Annotated in this window: 17 protein-coding genes; 11 read left to right on the forward strand and 6 right to left on the reverse strand. The window is 63.9% G+C overall.

What is annotated here, in order from left to right; translation table 11 throughout:
* Positions 1-17: 17 nt before the first annotated feature.
* The 6 genes from JF545_RS11430 (at position 18) to ruvX (ending at position 5,180) form a co-directional block, all read left to right on the forward strand.
* On the forward strand, positions 18-1,598 hold the full coding sequence (locus JF545_RS11430; RefSeq protein WP_206942149.1) for an aldehyde dehydrogenase (NADP(+)): 1,581 nt from the start codon (positions 18-20) through the stop codon (positions 1,596-1,598).
* Positions 1,599-1,744: 146 nt separating this feature from the next.
* Positions 1,745-2,089, forward strand: coding sequence for a hypothetical protein (locus tag JF545_RS11435; protein ID WP_206942150.1), 345 nt, complete (start codon positions 1,745-1,747; stop codon positions 2,087-2,089).
* Between the two features lie 109 nt (positions 2,090-2,198).
* Positions 2,199-2,951 carry a CvfB family protein gene (locus JF545_RS11440; protein ID WP_206942151.1) on the forward strand — a complete coding sequence of 251 codons (753 nt, stop codon included), beginning with the start codon at positions 2,199-2,201 and terminating at the stop codon, positions 2,949-2,951.
* A 64-nt stretch (positions 2,952-3,015) separates the two neighbouring features.
* Positions 3,016-3,990 carry a glutathione synthase gene (gshB, locus tag JF545_RS11445; RefSeq protein ID WP_206942152.1) on the forward strand — a complete coding sequence of 325 codons (975 nt, stop codon included), beginning with the start codon at positions 3,016-3,018 and terminating at the stop codon, positions 3,988-3,990.
* Between the two features lie 177 nt (positions 3,991-4,167).
* Positions 4,168-4,725, forward strand: coding sequence for a YqgE/AlgH family protein (locus tag JF545_RS11450; protein ID WP_206942153.1), 558 nt, complete (start codon positions 4,168-4,170; stop codon positions 4,723-4,725).
* Positions 4,725-5,180 carry a Holliday junction resolvase RuvX gene (gene ruvX / locus JF545_RS11455; RefSeq protein ID WP_206942154.1) on the forward strand — a complete coding sequence of 152 codons (456 nt, stop codon included), beginning with the start codon at positions 4,725-4,727 and terminating at the stop codon, positions 5,178-5,180. Before JF545_RS11450 ends, ruvX begins: the two co-directional genes overlap by 1 nt.
* A gap of 36 nt (positions 5,181-5,216) precedes the next feature.
* On the opposite strand, the gene ada is transcribed toward ruvX, so the two are convergent.
* Positions 5,217-6,308 (reverse strand): bifunctional DNA-binding transcriptional regulator/O6-methylguanine-DNA methyltransferase Ada, encoded by a 1,092-nt coding sequence (ada, locus tag JF545_RS11460; protein WP_206942155.1) that lies wholly within the window; start codon positions 6,306-6,308, stop codon positions 5,217-5,219.
* A 347-nt stretch (positions 6,309-6,655) separates the two neighbouring features.
* Between ada and JF545_RS11465 the strand changes: the two genes are divergently transcribed.
* A complete protein-coding gene (locus JF545_RS11465; RefSeq protein ID WP_206942157.1) occupies positions 6,656-7,603 on the forward strand; it encodes a DMT family transporter in 948 nt (315 codons plus the stop codon).
* A gap of 173 nt (positions 7,604-7,776) precedes the next feature.
* On the opposite strand, the gene pyrB is transcribed toward JF545_RS11465, so the two are convergent.
* Positions 7,777-8,805: an aspartate carbamoyltransferase gene (pyrB, locus tag JF545_RS11470; protein WP_206942159.1), complete on the reverse strand. Its 1,029-nt coding sequence runs from the start codon at positions 8,803-8,805 to the stop codon at positions 7,777-7,779.
* Positions 8,806-9,069: 264 nt separating this feature from the next.
* Between pyrB and JF545_RS11475 the strand changes: the two genes are divergently transcribed.
* Together JF545_RS11475 and JF545_RS11480 are read left to right on the forward strand one after the other, a co-directional pair.
* Positions 9,070-9,969, forward strand: coding sequence for a PhzF family phenazine biosynthesis protein (locus JF545_RS11475; protein ID WP_206942161.1), 900 nt, complete (start codon positions 9,070-9,072; stop codon positions 9,967-9,969).
* 198 nt (positions 9,970-10,167) lie between these two features.
* A complete protein-coding gene (locus JF545_RS11480; protein ID WP_206942163.1) occupies positions 10,168-10,572 on the forward strand; it encodes a hypothetical protein in 405 nt (134 codons plus the stop codon).
* 73 nt (positions 10,573-10,645) lie between these two features.
* Here JF545_RS11480 and JF545_RS11485 read toward each other — a convergent pair whose 3' ends face one another.
* The 4 genes from JF545_RS11485 to hmgA form a co-directional block, all read right to left on the reverse strand.
* Positions 10,646-11,860, reverse strand: a complete 1,215-nt coding sequence (locus JF545_RS11485; RefSeq protein ID WP_206942165.1) for a multidrug effflux MFS transporter — start codon at positions 11,858-11,860, stop codon at positions 10,646-10,648.
* Between the two features lie 197 nt (positions 11,861-12,057).
* Complete coding sequence (maiA, locus tag JF545_RS11490) at positions 12,058-12,693, reverse strand: maleylacetoacetate isomerase (RefSeq protein WP_206942167.1); 636 nt, start codon at positions 12,691-12,693, stop codon at positions 12,058-12,060.
* 21 nt (positions 12,694-12,714) lie between these two features.
* Positions 12,715-13,731 carry a fumarylacetoacetate hydrolase family protein gene (locus JF545_RS11495; RefSeq protein ID WP_206942169.1) on the reverse strand — a complete coding sequence of 339 codons (1,017 nt, stop codon included), beginning with the start codon at positions 13,729-13,731 and terminating at the stop codon, positions 12,715-12,717.
* 26 nt (positions 13,732-13,757) lie between these two features.
* The gene (hmgA, locus tag JF545_RS11500) at positions 13,758-15,077 is read right to left on the reverse strand and encodes a homogentisate 1,2-dioxygenase (RefSeq protein ID WP_206942171.1); all 1,320 of its coding nucleotides are present in this window, start codon (positions 15,075-15,077) and stop codon (positions 13,758-13,760) included.
* A gap of 525 nt (positions 15,078-15,602) precedes the next feature.
* Here hmgA and JF545_RS11505 point away from each other — a divergent pair.
* Positions 15,603-16,805: a GGDEF domain-containing protein gene (locus tag JF545_RS11505; RefSeq protein ID WP_242520800.1), complete on the forward strand. Its 1,203-nt coding sequence runs from the start codon at positions 15,603-15,605 to the stop codon at positions 16,803-16,805.
* A gap of 249 nt (positions 16,806-17,054) precedes the next feature.
* Complete coding sequence (locus JF545_RS11510) at positions 17,055-17,561, forward strand: MarR family winged helix-turn-helix transcriptional regulator (RefSeq protein WP_206942173.1); 507 nt, start codon at positions 17,055-17,057, stop codon at positions 17,559-17,561.
* The last annotated feature ends 103 nt before the right edge of the window (positions 17,562-17,664 follow it).

The raw sequence follows: 17,664 nt of genomic DNA on the forward strand, positions 1-17,664 counted from the left end.
GTTTGCAAGGAGTTTTTATGTATTCATTGGAAGGCAAGCAGCTGATCGGCAGCCAGGCCGTCGAGGCCAGGGGCGAGTCCATCCACGCCGTCAATCCGGCGACCGGCGAGACCCTCGAACCTGGCTACAAGGCGGGTTCCAGGGCCGAGGTCGAGCGCGCCTGCGAACTGGCCTGGGCGGCCTTCGATCGCTACCGCGAGACCGGCCTCGAGGCCCGGGCGACCTTTCTCGAGACCATCGCCGACGAGATCGAGGCGCTCGGTGACGCCCTGATCGAGCGGGCCATGGCCGAGTCCGGCCTGCCCCAGGCACGTCTGACCGGCGAGCGCGGACGCACCTGCGGCCAGCTCAGGCTGTTCGCCTCCGTCGTGCGTGCCGGCGAATGGCTCGACGTGCGCCACGACCCCGCCTTGCCGAACCGTGAACCGATGCCGCGGGTCGACCTGCGCCAGCGCCATATCGCCCTGGGTCCGGTGGCGGTGTTCGGCGCCTCCAACTTCCCGCTGGCGTTCTCGGTGGCCGGCGGCGATACCGCCTCGGCCCTGGCCGCCGGCTGCCCGGTCATCGTCAAGGCCCACTCGGCCCACCCCGGCACCTCCGAACTGGTTGGCCGCGCGGTGCAGAAGGCGGTGGCCCGCTGTGAACTGCCGGAAGGCGTGTTCTCGCTGCTGTTCGGCTCCGGTCGCGAGGTCGGCCAGGGCCTGGTCAGCGATGCGCGGATCAAGGCGGTGGGCTTCACCGGTTCTCGCAGCGGTGGCACCGCCCTGATGCAGACCGCCCAGGCGCGCCCCGAGCCGATTCCCGTCTACGCCGAGATGAGCTCGATCAATCCGGTGTTCCTGCTGCCCGAGGCGCTCAAGGCCCGTGGCAAGGCGCTGGGTGAGGCCTTCATCGGCTCGCTGACCATGGGGGCCGGCCAGTTCTGCACCAACCCGGGGCTGGTGATCGCGATCAAGGGTGAGGCTCTGGACGGCTTCGTCGAGGCCGCCGCCGAAGCAGTCAAGGGTGCCTCCGCTCAGACCATGCTGACACCGGGTATTCATGACGCTTACACCCAGGGCGTCAACAATCTGGTCGGCAGCGACAAGGCCCGTGAAGTGGCGCGTGGCCCCGAGGGTGAAGGACCCAACCAGTGTCAGGCCGGCCTGTTCGTGGCCAAGGCCAGCGACTTTCTCAATGATGAGGCGCTGCAGGCCGAGGTATTCGGTTCGACCTCACTGGTTGTCGAGTGTGTCGACCTGGATGAGGTCAAGGCACTGGCCGAGGGCCTCGAGGGCCAGCTGACCGCGACCCTGCAGATGGACGACGGCGACATCGACGCGGCCCGTGGTTTGCTGCCCATCCTCGAGCGCCGTGCCGGCCGGGTGATGGCCAACGGCTGGCCCACCGGGGTCGAGGTATGCCACGCTATGGTCCACGGTGGCCCCTATCCGGCCACCTCTGACGCGCGCACCACCTCGGTCGGCAGCGCGGCCATCCACCGCTTCCTGCGCCCGGTGTGCTATCAGAACCTGCCGGATGCCCTATTGCCGCAAGCGCTCAAGGACGGCAACCCCCTGGGTGTTAGCCGCCTGGTGGATGGCAAGCGCGAGAACTGAGCTTGTCTCATCAGTCGCTGTAGATGAGGTCCATCACCGTCATTAAGGGGAGCGCTGGGCGCCCGGACCGGGTAGTTTGTAAGGGAGAGCGTCTACCCAACCACCCTGCAAAGGGTACTTCTGCCCGATGATGAAGGAGTCGCGCCATGGCAAGACGTCCTGCCGGAATGTCGTCCGCTCAGTGGGGATCCCCCCTTGGCTATTGGTTGATGGGCATGCAAATGACCCAGATGATGGTCGAAGCGCAGTGGGTCATGGGCATGCGCTTGCTGGGTATGCGAGGTCTGTGGGCGGTGGCGCCCAACGAGGATGTGCGCATGGTCACGGAGAAGATGACGGCGTTCACCCAGTCGGCCCTGGCCGCACAGCGGGCCGTGATGAAAGGCCACAGCCCTGATCAGGTATGGACCGCAGCCATCCGGCCGCTGGGGCGCAAGACGTCGGCCAACAGCCGGCGCCTGGGGCGTCGGGGTCCCCGCTGGCCGAACTGAAGGGCGTCATTGCTGACGTTGCCTGATCGTAGGGTCTGCCGCGGGCGGTATCATGTGCCCGCGGTAGTCGCCATAATAGGCGCTGCACACTTTTGCGGAACCCTTCCCCATGTCCGATTCCCGCCATCGCGGGGCGCCCCCGCGCTCCAGCAATAGCCGTTCTTCCTCCTCACGGACCCGCCAGGGCCACGGCGCGCCGAAGGTGATGGTGGGTGAGGTGGCCGACCTGCGAGTGGTGCAGGTCACCGACTTCGGTGCCTTTCTCGATTGGGGGCACGAGCGTGACCTGCTGTTGCCCCGCAGCGAACAGCGCCTGACGCCCGCGGTCGGGCGCCGTGTGCTGGTCAAGGTCAGCGAGGACCACAGCGGTCGCCCGGTGGCCTCTCAGCGGCTTGAGCGCTACCTCAGCGATCATAGCGACGAGCACCGCACCGGTGACCAGGTGGTGCTGATCATTGCCGATACCACCGAGCTCGGGGTCAAGGCGGTGGTCGATCACCGCTGCTGGGGTCTTCTGTACCATGATGAGATCAGCCGCCCTCTGCGTCGCGGCCAGCGCTTGACGGGCTACATCAAGCGCGTGCGCGAGGATGGACGGCTGGATCTGTCGTTGCTGCCTCCCGGCGAGGCCCGCCTGGACGTGGTGGGGGAGCAGGTACTGAAGGCGTTGCGAGATGCCGGGGGATATCTGCCCCTGTCCGACAAGAGCCAGGCTGCAGAGATCAAGGCACGCCTGGGCGTCAGCAAGAATGCCTACAAGCAGGCGATCGGCAGGCTCTACAAGCGCCGACTGATCGTCATCGAGGACAGCGGCGTGCGGCTGGCGCCCAGGGAATCGGGCTCGGTTGCCGACAGTGACTGACCTTGGTGGCGCCGGGGGTGTCGGGCATACTTGACGTCATCAACCGCTAGCGGACGACGCCCGAATGACCAATCGCCCCCTTCGCGTCGGCGTGGTGATGGACCCCATCGACCAGCTGACCTACAAGAAAGACACCAGCCTCGCCATGCTATGGTCCGCTCAGGATCGTGGCTGGAGCCTGTCCTACATGGAGCAGGAAGACCTGTTTCTGCGGGAAGGACGGGCGTATGCCCGGCAGCGCCCGCTCCAGGTACACCGTGATCCGACCCACTGGTACGACCTGGGCGAGGCCGAGTCACTCCCCCTGGCCGAGCTTGACGTGATCCTGATGCGCAAGGATCCGCCGGTGGATAGCCACTTCCTCAACGCCGTGCACCTGCTGGCCTTCGCCGAGCGCGAAGGCGTGCTGGTGGTCAACCCCACTCGGCCGCTGTTCGAGTGCAACGAAAAGCTGTTCGCCCAGCAATTTCCGCAGTGCTGTACACCGACCCTGGTATCCTGTCGCGACAGCGAGATCCGCGCCTTCCAGGCCGAGCACGGCGACGTCATCCTGAAGCCGCTGGACGGCATGGGTGGCAGCGGGATCTTCCACATCGGCCCCGAAGGCCGCAATCTTGGCGCGGTCATCGAGACTCTGACCGAACGCGGCCAGCGCCAGATCATGGCCCAGCGCTTCCTGCCCGAGATCAAGGACGGTGATACCCGCATCCTGCTGGTGGACGGCGAACCCGTACCCTACGGTCTGGCCCGTATCCCCTCCGCTGGCGAGACCCGCGGCAATCTGGCCGCCGGTGGCCGAGGGGTCAGCCGCGAGCTCACCGACCGCGACTACTGGCTGGTCGAGCAGGTCAAACCGGTGATCAAGGAAAAGGGGCTGATGTTCGTTGGGCTGGATGTGATCGGTGACTACATCACCGAGATCAACGTGACCAGCCCCACCTGCGTGCGCGAGATTGATGACCAGCGCGGCACGGACATCGCTGGACTGCTGATGGACGCCATCGAGCGTCGTGTGGCTGCGCATCACGCCGGGCGCTGACTCGGCTCACGGGGTGGCGCCGGACAACGCTTGCCTGGCCCACTGTCGCTGAGCGCGATAGTCACTGAGTGCGATGCCCCCGAATGGTACAATGGGGGCATTCTGCCGGGGCATATGGGCTGACAGCCCTTCCCCGGCCATGCATCTGGATGGCGCGCGAGACCGCCTGGGAGACACATGCAAAGCTTGAAGAATCATTTCCTGATGGCCATGCCGCATCTGGAAGACCCGAATTTCGCAGGAACGCTGAGTTATCTGTGTGATCACGATGACAACGGCACCATGGGCGTGATCGTCAACAAGCCCACCGACCTGACCCTCGAAGCGTTGTTTGAGCAGCTGGAAATCAGTGTCGAGGAAGGCGCCATTGCCGAGGCCCCCGTGTATTACGGTGGTCCGGTTCACAAGGATCGCGGCTTCATTCTGCATACCGGCTCGGCCGAACCTTGGGACTCCAGTATCCAGGTCACCGATGACATCGCCCTGACCACGTCCATGGACATGCTCCAGGCACTGGCCCAGGGCCAAGGCCCCGAGAAGTTTCTGGTATGCCTCGGCTGCGCTGGCTGGGAGTCCGGTCAGCTCGAGAACGAGCTGATGGAGAATGCCTGGCTCACCGTGGAAGGTAGCGCCCATGTGCTGTTCGAGACGCCGCCGGAACAGCGCTTGACGGCCAGTGCCGGCATCCTTGGTGTCGACCTCAACCTGATGACCCGTGAAGCCGGGCACGGCTGATGGCCGGCTCCAAGCGCGCCCCGGGCGAGCGCCTGATCCTGGCCTTTGACTTTGGCACCCGCCGTATTGGTGTCTCGGTCGGCAACGAGCTCTTGCGCAGTGCTCGGGAGCTGTCTCCGCTGCCGGCGCGGGACGGCATTCCCGACTGGGATCATATCAGCGCGCTGGTGGAGGAGTGGCAGCCCGACCGCTTTGTGGTGGGGCTGCCGCTCAACATGGACGGCAGCGAGAGCGAGATGAGCACCCGCGCGCGCAAATTCGGCAAGCGGCTGTTTGGCCGCTACGGTGTCGAGTGCGAGATGTTCGACGAGCGCGGCACCACCCGGGAGGCCAAGGCCATCGCCCGTGAGCAGGGACATGGGGGGAATTTCCGCAAGGAGAGCGTCGATGGCATCGCCGCCGTCCTCATCCTGGAGGGTTACTTCGCCCAAGAGGAAGGCCTGCCCAGCCGCTGAGGGGCCTCCTCTATCTCTATGCCCCGTATTTCCCGTTCACTTAGCGGCTTTTCCTTGTGCCAACTCTCGCATCAGCAGGGTGCGCTTTCTGTCTACGCCCCAACGGTAGCCGGACAGGGCTCCATCGCTGCGCACGACCCGGTGGCAGGGAATCGCCAGTGCGAGGGAGTTGGAGGCGCAGGCCCTTGCCACGGCTCGCACCGCCTTGGGCGAGCCGATCCGCTCTGCCAACTCGGCGTAACTGATGGTGCTGCCAAGGGGAATCTCGGTCAGCGCCTGCCAGACCCGCTGCTGAAAGGCGGTCCCGCGAATATCCAGCGGCAGTGACAGTCCGACACCAGGCTCTTCGACGAATGCCACCACCTTGGCCACCCAGGCGTCGAAGCGCTTGTCGCCGGGGGTCAGATTGGCGTTCGCGAACTGCTCCTGAAACGCCTGCAAGAGCTGTTCCGCATCGTCCCCCAAGGAAATGGCACAGATGCCCTTGTCGCTGGTCGCCACCAGTATCGTGCCCAGTGAGCATTCTCCCAGGGCGAACTGAATCTCCATGCCCTTGCCGCCCTCACGGTAGCGCTTGGGGGCCATGCCCAGGATACGTTCGGCACTGGCATAGAAGCGTCCGCTGGAATTGAAGCCCGCCGCATAGATCGCGTCGGTGACCGTGTCTTGCCGAGTCAGCGCTTGGCGAACCCGTTCGCTGCGGCAAGCGGCCGCGTAGGCCTTGGGCGTCAGCCCGGTGACGGCAGTGAAGACCCGATGGAAGTGGAAACGACTTAGCCCCGCCACCTGGGCCAGTTCATCAAGCGATGGCAGCGTGTCAGCGTGCTGTATCAGCCGACAGGCCCTGGCGACACTCTGGGCGTGCCGCTGGGGCAGGGAGGCGGCCAGGGGATGGCAGCGCTGACAGGGCCGGTACCCGGCCTGCTCGGCGGCGGCCGCATCGGCATAAAACTCGGCGTTCTCTCGGCGCGGACGGCGCGATGGGCAAGTAGGGCGGCAATAGATTCCGGTGGTGCGCACGGCGTAGATGAAGGCATCCACCGCGGCGACGTCGCGGGCCAGTACCGCGGCCCATCTGGCCTCATCGGAAGCGAAGCGTTGCGGACTATCTTCGGGTATCTCGTTCATGGCGGGCTCCTGCAGAGGCTGCGGCAATCTTCATGGGAACAAGATGCGCCCCGACGGCGCCTGACACACTCCGCCTCTTGCTTTCAAAACACCTGCACACTGGTGGCGTGACATGCCCGTTACCTCGTGTGCCGCCCCGCCCATCTGCCACTCTACCACGCCGATAGCCACCGCCAGGCACGGAAGGCCTCTGAGGTGGCGTCGAGTCGCGTGACCACTATCTCGTTTCTGTCTATTCCCCACCTCGACGCTATCTCGACGTTATCTCGACTTTCGCAGCAATAAACGAAGTTCCCTCGCCGCTTCACCGACATAGGCTGCCAGGGTGTCCCGACCGGAGTCGCGTAATGAAGATGATCGATCGCACCATGGGGCCCATGGAGTGGGCGCTATTGCTGGGCTTGTCGATATTGTGGGGTGGCTCATTCTTTTTCGTGGGAGTGGCCGTCGCGGAACTTGGGCCGCTCACCATCGTGGCCCTGCGAGTGGGCCTGGCCGCTGTGGCGCTGAACGTCCTGATACTGCTGCGAGGCCAGCGCATGCCCCTGGACCCAGGGCTGTGGGCTGCCTTCTTTGCCATGGGGTTGCTCAACAACATGCTGCCGTTCAGCCTGATTGCCTGGGGACAGGGGGTTATTGCCAGTGGCTTGGCGTCGATTCTCAATGCCACCACGCCATTTTTTACCCTCGTCGTGGCGCACTTTCTTACCCGTGACGAGCCCCTGAGCGCAGGTCGGCTGTTGGGTGTGGCGATCGGCTTTGCCGGTGTGGTGTATATGCTGGGCAGCGAGGTTCACGCGGGTACCGAGAGCCACGCATGGGCAGCGCTTGCGGTGCTGGCTGGCGCCCTGTCCTATGCCTTTGCCGGGGTCTTCGGGCGCCGTTTTCGCACCCTGGGCTGTCCGCCCCTGATCGCCGCCTGTGGCCAGGTCACGGCCTCGGCATTAGTGCTGATGCCCTTGGCCTTGGGGGTAGAGCGTTTCTGGCAATCACCCTGGCCGGGGCTGGCAACGTGGACGGCGGTGGTCAGCCTGGCACTCTTCTCGACCGCCCTGGCATATCTGATCTACTTTCGCCTGCTGGAGCGTGCGGGGGCAACGAACCTGCTGCTGATCCCGGCCAGCGCCATTCTGCTGGGAATGTGGGTGCTGGACGAGCGCCTGGAGTGGCGCCACCTGGCGGGCCTGGGGCTGATCGGCCTTGGGCTGTTGGCCATCGACGGGCGGCCATGGAGATGGTGTCGAAGCGTTGCCCGGACGCGTGGGGAGGCCCGGCGAGAAGGCGCGAGGCACTGACGCCCACGGCGGGAGTTCCGGAAACACTGCATAGATGCCTGCGCCGACGATGCGCTGCGTTGCGCGCTGCTCGAACTCGTCACCTATACCGCATAGGCTCGGGGTGCTGCGCGGCGGGCGCCTAGCGCTTCCTTCAGGCGCCCGCCGGATAAGTGCGGCCCGGGACGATCTGCCTAGAACGCTGCGTCATCGACCCCGACGGTGGCTGGCACGAACCAGGGAACATCGCGCATGTCGCGCTCGATCAGATGCTCGACCTTCAACAGCGTCGCGAAGATCGCCATACGCACCGGGATGCCGTTGTCGGTCTGACGGAAGATCGCCAGGCGCGGGTCTCCGTTGAGGTCCACGTCCAGGTCGTTGGCTTCTGGCCGGCTGTCACGGGGCAGTGGGTGCATGATGATGGTCGAGGGGTTGCAGCGGCTGTCCATGAAGGCGCGATGGACGGTGAAATCCCGCGACAGGTTGAAGCCTTCGCTCATCTCGGCGGTGAAGCGCTCCTTCTGGATGCGAGTGGTGTAGACCACATCGACGTCGGAGAAATCGCCCGCCAGGCTGTCGCGCACTTCCACGTCCAACCCCTGACGGCTGACGCGCTCGATCAGATGTTGCGGCATCTCCAGCCCGGGCGGCGCCACCAGCGTGATACGCATCGGTGCGTATAGTGCCAGCAGCTTGATCAGCGAATGCACGGTACGGCCGAACTTCAGGTCGCCGGTCATCAGCACATGAGCGCCCTTCAGCGCCTTGCCCTGGCGGTTGAACTCCTTGTCGATGGTGTAGAAGTCCAGCAGCGCCTGGCTCGGGTGCTCGCCGGGACCGTCGCCTGCGTTGATCACCGGTACATGGGTGGCGCTGGCGAATTCGGCCACGGACCCCTGGTCGGGGTGACGCATCACGATCGCGTCGCAATAGCCCGCCATCACCCGGCTGGTGTCGTAGAGCGATTCCCCCTTGGCCATGGACGAGAAGGTAAAGCCGGTGGTGTCACAGACGCTACCGCCAAGCCGCGAGAAGGCGGTGTGGAAGCTGACGCGGGTGCGGGTGCTGGCCTCGAAGAACAGGTTGCCGAGTACCGCGCCTTCCAGAACCCTGGTGACCTTGCGCCGCTGGGCAATGGGTTCCATGGTGGCCGCCACCCGCATCAGGTGGTCGATATCGTCGCGGGACAGGGAATCGATGGAGAGCAGGTGGGACATCACAGCGGCCTCGGCAGTGGGAACGGGCGCTAGTGTAACGCCGGAGCACAGTCAGTTCAGCCTCGATAAGCCTCTCAGCTGTCTGGGGTCAGCTCGGAACCCCTGATAGCCCCCGTTGCCGTGGCCTGGCGCTGACTTTGCCGTAGAGACAAGTGGCGCGCCATGTGCTGGCGAGAAAGCGGCCCAGGCCAGTATGCTGGAAGGCGCTACCTGGCCCGGGTGAATGTTGCCTGTTGCTGGTCCAACCTGCTTCCCGTGGAGTCGCCGATGCTACCGTCCTTGACCCGCTATTATCTGCTCGATGTGTTTACCGACCGGCCCTTCGCCGGAAACCCCCTGGCGGTATTTCTCGATGCCGATGGCCTTGAGGCGGAGCGCATGCAAGCGATCGCCAATGAACTCAACCTGGCCGAGACGGTGTTCGTCGGGCGGGCCCAGGCCGGCGCTCACTTTCCGCTGCGCATCTTTACCCCCGACAGGGAGCTGCCCTTTGCCGGGCATCCCTGCATTGGCACGGCGCACCTGCTGGCGGCCCAGGGACTGGTGGATAACGCCCACAGCGAACTGGTGCTGGACCTTGCCGCAGGGCCCCTGAAGGTGACCTATGAAGGCGATCTGGCGCGCTTTCGCACTGCCCGTGCCCCGGAGGTTGGCACCAGTACCCTGGGACAAGCCAACGCGGCCGAGCTTGCCGGTCTCGCCCCGGATGACATCGCGGGTGATCCGGTCCAGGCGTCCTGCGGGCTGCCGTTCCACCTGGTTCCGTTGGCCAGTGTCGATGCCCTGTCGGGCATTCAGCTGGCCTCGAGTGTCTGGCATTCTCACGTTTCGCCCAGCGGCGTGGAGCAGGTCTATTTTTACGTGAGTGCAGCCAGACAGGCGAAGGGCGCCGGCACGCTTCACGCGCGAATGTTCTCCCGTCACGGGGGCAGCTTTGTCGAGGACCCGGCAACGGGCAGCGCTGCGGCCGCACTGGCAGGGTTTCTAGGAACAGAAATGAAGGGCAAGAGCGCCGACTGGCGAATCCATCAGGGCGATGCGATGGGGCGGTCTAGCCTGATCCATGCGCGCGCCCAGCGCGATGACAAGGACAAGGTGAGCATCGAAATTGCCGGCAAGGCCGTGTTGATCGGCGAGGGGGGACTCTATCCTCAGCCCGGTGGCTAACGCCTGCTTTCGATGACGGCGCCCGCTGAAGACATGCACAGTGAGGCATGGGGAGCCAGCCCGCCACGACGGCGGACGCGGCGCTTTTCCTGATGGCCCTTGAGCGATATAGGCCGCCGTGGGAGTCTGATGAACACCAGCCGGACGCTGCTGGTGTCAGAGAATGATCCCTGTCCACGCTTCTCAGGAGGAGTCGCCATGTCCCGTCATCTTGCCCTTGCCTTCGCCGCCGGATTTCTTGCCGTCATCTGCTTCCACCAACCCGTGGTGGGATTGCTCAACGCCTACGGAGTGATCCCCTTTTCACCTTATTCCATGACGCCGGTCGCCCCTCTCGACGTCCCTGCCTGGTTTTCTGCAAGTTTTTGGGGCGGTGTCTGGGGCCTGGTCATGATGCTGGTGTTTGCGGCAGCACGTATTGAGCGCGGTGGCTGGTGGAAGGCGGGCCTGTTCGGCGGTATCGCGCTGACGCTGGTGGCGATGCTGGTGGTCTTCCCGCTCAAGGGGCGCGGTATCGATCTTGCCGTGTTTCCCATTGGCTTTCTGGTCAATGGCGCCTGGGGCATCGGCACCTGGACCTTCGTGCGTGCCTGGCGCCAGTAGCAGCGCCGCAATGCCAGCGGCCCCGTTGGGTCAGTTCACCTCCACGGGGCCGCTTGGCGTAAGCGCCTGCTGGTCAGTTCTCGGTGGCGGCCGTGCCTACTGGAGCCGCAGGAGGTCTGGTCACAATACAGCGGTAGCAGACCAGCGCCAGCATTCCGGAAAGCCCGATGGCGATCGCCATGCTATGGGAGGTGCCGTCGTGTAACTGGCCGACCAGCGCGCCTGCGGCGGCGGCGATACTCATCTGGATAAACCCGAACAGCGCCGAGGCCGAGCCCGCACAATGAGGGTTGGGCGCCAGGGCGCCTCCCATGGTCTGCGGCATGATGATGCCGAAGCCGACCATGTAGACCATGTTGGGGACGATGACAGCCCAGGGCGTATGCACCCCGGCCACTGACAGCAAGGCCATGGTGATACCGCCCAGGGCAGCGATCAGCGTCGCTACCGTCAGCAGCTGGTGTCGGCTACGCCGACGGCTGAGCTTGGCGCTTGCCATCGAGCCGATAAAGAAGCCCAGCACGATAGCGGCGAACAGATAGCCGTAGACGTCGGGACTGACACCCATGTAGTCGATCAGCACGAAGGATGAGCCTGATAGAAAGGCGAACAGGCCGGAGAAAGCCGCGGCGTTGGCCAGGGTATAGCCGATAAAGTCTCGCTGTCCGAGCAATGAGCGGAAGGTGGTAGCCAGTGCCGAGGGCTTGATCGACTGGCGGCGATCCTTGGGCAGTGGCTCCGGCATCATCGCGATCAGCCCAAGCATGGCCAGGGCGTAGAACGCCAGTGCCAGGAAGATCGCGTCCCAGCCGAACCACACCAGCAGGCCCGCGCCCACCACCGGTGCCAGCGCCGGGGCCAGGGCCATGACGCTGGCCATGTAGGAAAGGATACGGCTGGCCTCGAAGGGGCCGTGGATGTCGCGTACTGCGGCCCGGCCCAGCACCGGTCCGGCAGAGCCGCCCAGGGCCTGGAAGAAGCGCGCCACCAGCAGTGTCTCAATGTTGGGGGCGAACGCGCAGGCCAGGCTTGCCAGCAGGAAGATACCCATGCCGGCGGCGAGAATCGGCTTGCGGCCGAAACGGTCCGACAGTGGGCCGCACAGCAGTTGCGCCATGGCAAAGCCAATCAGGTACAGCGATAGGGTCAACTGGATCTGGTCGGCGCCGGTACCGAGGGCCTCACGCATGGCGGGCATGGCGGGAAGATACATGTCGGTGGCCAGCGGCCCCAGAGCGGTCAGCGCGGCCAGCAGGCCTACCGTGGCGCGGGATGTCGGGTTCAGCACGTGCAGCTCCAGATCGGCGATGGCAAGTGTCAGGGAACGCGAAGGGAGCGCCGCGCGACGCTCCCTTCACGATGATATGGCGGGCTGCTCGGCCATACCGGCAGCGCCTGGTGGGGCCTCGGGTGGCTGACCAGGGTAGCTGGCTAAGGTAGCTGGCTAAGATAGCGGAGCAGCGTAGCCGAGTAGTGTAGCCGATCTCAGCGCGCGTCGGGCTGAACCTCGGGTGCCGCTTTGGCGAACGCTGGTAGACAGCGAGCCTGCTCGCAGATCGCTTGTATCGCGGGATAGGCGGACAGGTCACAGTCGAAGCGTTCGGCGTTGAACACCTGCGGCACCAGACAGACGTCGGCCAGGGTCGGCTGATCGCCAACACAGAACCTGCCTCTATGAGGCTCAAGCATGGTCTCGACCGCTGTCAGCCCCGTGGCTACCCAGTGGCGGTACCAGGCCAGCCGGGAGTCTTGGGACAGGCCTAGCGCGCCGGTCAGATGCGTCAGCACCCGCAGGTTATTGAGCGGATGGATATCGCAGGCGATGACCTGGGCCAGGGCGCGGATGCGCGCCCGCTGTGCGGCATCGCCGGGCAGCAGCGGCGGATCGGGATAGCATTCGTCCAGATATTCGCACAGCGCCAGGGACTGGGTCAGCGGCTGCCCATCATCGGTGATCAGGGTCGGCACCAGCCCCTGGGGGTTGCGCGCCAGATTGACGCTGTCCCGCTGCTCGCCCTTGCTCAGGTCGATCGGATGATGGTCGAGGGAGATGCCCTTGAGGTTGGCGACGATTCGCACCCGATAGGCCGCCGAAGAGCGGAAATAGCCGTAGAGCTGCATGTGGAGTATCCGCTGGTGGGATCAGAGTGTGTACTTCACCACTCGCTGGTCGATGGCACCGAAGATGCTGTGACCGCCGTCGTCGAACATCTCGATGCGCACGCGATCGCCGAAGCGCATGAAGGGTGTCGTGCTGTCACCGTGGAGAATCTTCTCTACCATGCGTACCTCGGCCAGGCAGCTATAGCCTACGCCACCGTCGGCCACCGGTTTGCCGGGGCCGCCATCCGGGTCCGGGTTGGACACGGTGCCGGAGCCGATCACCGCACCGGCACCCAGGTGGCGGGTGCGCGCGGCGTGGGCCACCAGTCGGGGGAAGCTGAAAATCATGTCGGGCCCCGCCTCAGGCGCGCCGAACATCTCGCCGTTGAGGTGAACCGTCAGCGGCAGGTGCACGCGGCCATCGCGCCAGGCCTCGCCCAGCTCGTCCGGGGTGACGCAGACCGGCGAGAAGCTGGAGGCCGGCTTGGCCTGAAAGAAGCCGAAGCCCTTGGCCAGCTCGCCAGGAATCAAGCCACGCAGACTGACGTCGTTGACCAGCATGATCAGCTTGATATGTCCGGCTGCCTGCTCGGGGCTGGTCGCCATGGGTACGTCGTCGGTGATGACGGCAAGCTCACCCTCGAAGTCGATGCCATGGTCCTCGCTGATCGCCTCGATATCGTCAAAGGGACCGATAAAGCGGTCGCCGCCGCCCTGGTACATCAGCGGGTCGCTCCAGAAGGTCTCTGGCATCTCGGCGTTGCGCGCCTGGCGTACCAGCTGTACGTGATTGAGATAGGCCGAGCCATCGGCCCAGTGGTAGGTGCGTGGCAGCGGCGAGTGCAGTGAGTGATGGTCGAGCTCGAAGGCCTGATCCAGCTCGCCGTCATTGAGCCGCCGGTAGATGTCCTCGAGCTGGGGCGCGTTGGTGTCCCAATCTTCCATCAACTGTTGCAGGGTGGTGGCGATCTGGGGAACGCGCACGGCGCGAGTCAGGTCACGGGAGACGACCACCAGTTCGCCGTCGCGTCCGCTCTTGAGGCTAGCCAGTTTCATCGCAGGATTCCTTGTTGTCGCGTGGCTCAGGGCCGGTTCGGGTCGAAGTGGGAGCGCAGTCCCTGCCATACGCTCACGTAGTCGCGTTGGCGGAAGTCGGCGGCCAGAGCCTTTTCAGTGGGCTGGAACACGTAGCGACTCTCGAACATGAAGGCCAGAGTCGCGCCCAGGTAGTGGGGTTCCAGGCATGCGTTCGAGGCCTTCTCGAAGCTCTCGGCGTCGGGGCCATGGGGCGACATGCAGTTATGCAGGCTGGCGCCGCCGGGCAGGAAGCCCCCAGCCTTGGCGTCGTACTCGCCATGGATCAAGCCCATGAATTCGCTCATCAGGTTGCGATGGAAGTAGGGCGGGCGGAAGGTGTTTTCGGCCACCATCCAGCGTGGCGGAAAGATCACGAAATCGATATTGGCCATGCCCGGGGTATCCGACGGAGAGGTCAGCACGGTGAAGATCGATGGATCCGGGTGGTCAAAGCTCACCGTGTTGATGGTGTTGAAGTTGGCCAGGTCGTACTTGCAGGGTGTCAGGTTACCGTGCCAGGCCACCACGTTCAGTGGCGAGTGGTCGAGCCGGGCCGCCCATAACCTGCCTGAAAACTTGGCCACCAGCTCGATGTCTCCGCTGACGTCCTCATAGGCGGCGACGGGTGACAGGAAATCGCGCGGATTGGCCAGGCCGTTGGCCCCGATAGGGCCAAGCCCCGGCAGCTCCAGCGGACTGCCGTAGTTTTCGCAGACATAGCCTCGGGCCTGGTCGCCCTCAACAATGCGTACCTGGAACTTGACCCCACGGGGGATCAGCGCGATCTCGCCATTCCCTACGTCCAGGGGGCCGAACTCGGTGCGCAGGCGCAGGGTGCCGAGCTGGGGCACGATCAGCAGCTCACCGTCGGCGCTGTAGAAGAAGCGCTCGGTCATGTCGCTGTTGCAGGCATAGAGGTGGACGCCGCAGCCGGTCTGGGTGCCGGCGTCGCCATTGACCGCGATGGTGGTCAGGCCGTCGATGAAGTCGGTGGCCGCCTCGGGCATAGGGACTGGGTCCCAGCGCATCTGGTTGGGGTCTGCGGCAGGCCGTGATAGCGGCGCGGTGGCGAGATCACCGCCATCCAATGGATGGTAGGCACTTTGGGCCACCGACGGGCGGATGCGGTAGAGCCAACTTCTCAGGTTGTGGCTACGCGGCGCGGTAAAGGCCGAGCCGGTGAGCTGCTCGGCGTACAACCCGTAAGGGCATCGCTGGGGCGAATTCTGCCCTTGGGGCAGGGCGCCAGGCAGTGCCTCGCTGGTGAAGTGGTTACGAAAGCCACTCTGGTAGGTCAGAGAGCTTCGTCCAGGGCGGGGAGACATGAAAGACACCTCCATCGAAGAGACGACTGCTGATGTCCTTTCAATATAGTTTCAAAAGAAACTAATTGGCACGTGACTTTAGTGGAATACGCCCAAAGAGTGTTCTCCGACACGGTTCGCGCAAGACGGGCGTGAAGTTTATGCGCTTCCACTTTCCGGCAAAACGTCTTGCTAGCGGGACTTTTTCATGCTGAACAAGCACTTTTTTGTTGCTGGTGAAGACGTGATAACACGGCGGCTAAAGTGCACTTCGGTCTCGTTCAACCATCGCTGTACGGATACGATTAACGGCCTAAAATCGATGTTTGTTTTTCACTGCAGGTGATCTTTACTTGTGTAATTTCAATGGTTTGTATTTTAATATAAGCGTTTGTTTAATTTAATAAAATAATGATTTATGGGTTCTGCCGGGGACAGCAGCCGCTCAGGCTGTTGTACGAGCCGCAGGCTCGCGTTCTGCCGACCGGCAAGGCGACGCCGGCAACACCTGCCAGGTATAGGCGGGGAGGCAGACAGGGAGATGAGATGTCATTGATGGCACCTGAGTTCAGAGAGAGAACCGATCACCAGGTGTACTGGATGACCGGGCAGTTCCGCGAGCGTGACCGTGAAGATGTATATCGCCGCACCATAAAACCAAGGGTTCGCTTTGAGTCGCGCCTGGCGATTGTCGTGGCGGCGATGATCTTTGGTATGTTTACCATTTCCGATTATTTTTATGTCGGTCAAAGCGCTGCCTTTTATGCGCTGGTCATCATGCGGGCCATTGTCGTCGGCTGTTGTCTGGCGCTGGCCATGGCCATAGGGCGTTGGGGCAACTACAGCCAGCGCCTGTGGTTGCACGCCCTGCCGCTCTGGATATTGGCGACCGGCATTATCCTTATCGTCCCGCTGCGCCCTGATACGCTGTCGACGCAGATGCTGGCGGTCATCGTGGCGATCATGGCGTTCTACCTGCTGATTCCTAACCTGTTGACGGTGGTGACCGGCGCCAGCCTGTACCTCAGCGTGGGCTTTCTGGTGGCTGTGGTGCTGGCGACGGAGGTCTCTGCGGTGGTCATCTTGCGCATCACGCTGCTGCTGATCATGGCCAATGTAGTGGGATTCTTTGCGCTGCTTCGGGTGGAATACCTGCAGCGCAAGCAGTTTGCGTTGTTGCATGAGGAGCGCGGCCACAATCGGCAGCTGCTCAGGGAAATGGCCCATCGGCGTTCTCTGGAGTCACAGCTGAGGCGGCTGGCCGAGCAGGACGCATTGACCGGCCTGGCTAACCGAGGCCACTTCATGAAGCGTGCCCAGACCCTATTTCAGCGCTCCCGCGTGGAAGGCATTCCGCTTAGTCTGTTCATGCTGGATGTCGATCACTTCAAGGTCATCAACGACACCTGGGGCCACAGCCAGGGGGATCAGGTCCTCATCGAAATTGCCGAGGCCTGTCAGCAGTCGCTGCGCCCACAGGACATTATCGGGCGTTTCGGCGGCGAAGAGTTTGTGGTGGCGCTGCCGGACACTCGCCTTGACGATGCGAAACAGGTGGCTGCCCGCCTGCAGCAGGCTATCGCCGGGCTCGCCTCGCGTTCCGACATGAGCATGCTGGCCTTGAGCGTGACGATCGGCATTGCCGAAATGCGACCAGGGGATTCGGACCTGGATGCGCTCTTGAAGCGGGCCGACAAGGCGCTGTATGTCGGTAAACGGGAAGGCCGGGATCGCGTCGTGGTGAGCTGAGTCGGGTGTTACGCCCGCCGACTCAGGGGGGCATACTGGATGGCATCATGAGTGACGGTCGCAAGCGCCACGTTCGTATCACCACACGGATGTCACTACAGGGGTGTCACTACAGGGGTGTCACTACAGGGGTGTCACTACAGGGGTGTCACCGCATTGCTGCCCCTGCCTATCCCGGCTATCGTTCGGTATTCATCCATAAGCTGGCGTTCACGTCGGCGGCCGAACGTATCCTCCGGGGAAGACGCCATGGGCTCGCGTGAGCGCGATACCGCTACCAATACCGATATCGCTAGGCTGGATCTCCAGCAGTTTCTTCCGTACCGGCTGAATCGGCTGGCGGACAGGCTCAGCCAGGCGCTGGCGCAGATGTACGCAGAGCGCTACCAGCTGACCATTGCCCAGTGGAGAGTGCTGGCGTGGCTGTCCCATCTGGATGAGCTGTCGGCCAAGCAGATCGCCCAGGCCACGGGCATGGACAAGGTGCGTATCTCCCGCGCGGTACAGGCGCTGGAGGAGCGAGGGTTCATCCTGCGCCAACCCGCGGATCATGACCAGCGGGTGCAGCACCTACGCCTGACGGCGGCTGGAAGGACGCTGTTGTCCACGCTGATTCCCGAGGCAAGACAGTGGGAAGCCGATGTCGTGGCCACGCTCAGCGCTGAGGAATATCGCGACCTGATGGGTCTGGTCGGGCGGCTTGAAGACCGGCTCGATCAGCTGGAGCAGGGGTGTGATTCCTCTCTTGGGGAATGATCTTTGCCTGATCTGTGGCTGATCTGTGGCTGATCTGTGGCTTATCTGTGGCTTATCTATGGCTGACCTGTGCTTGAGGGAGGAGACCTACGACGGCGCTCCC

The organism is Halomonas litopenaei (genome assembly GCF_017303055.1).
Taxonomy (GTDB): Bacteria; Pseudomonadota; Gammaproteobacteria; order Pseudomonadales; family Halomonadaceae; genus Halomonas; species Halomonas litopenaei_A.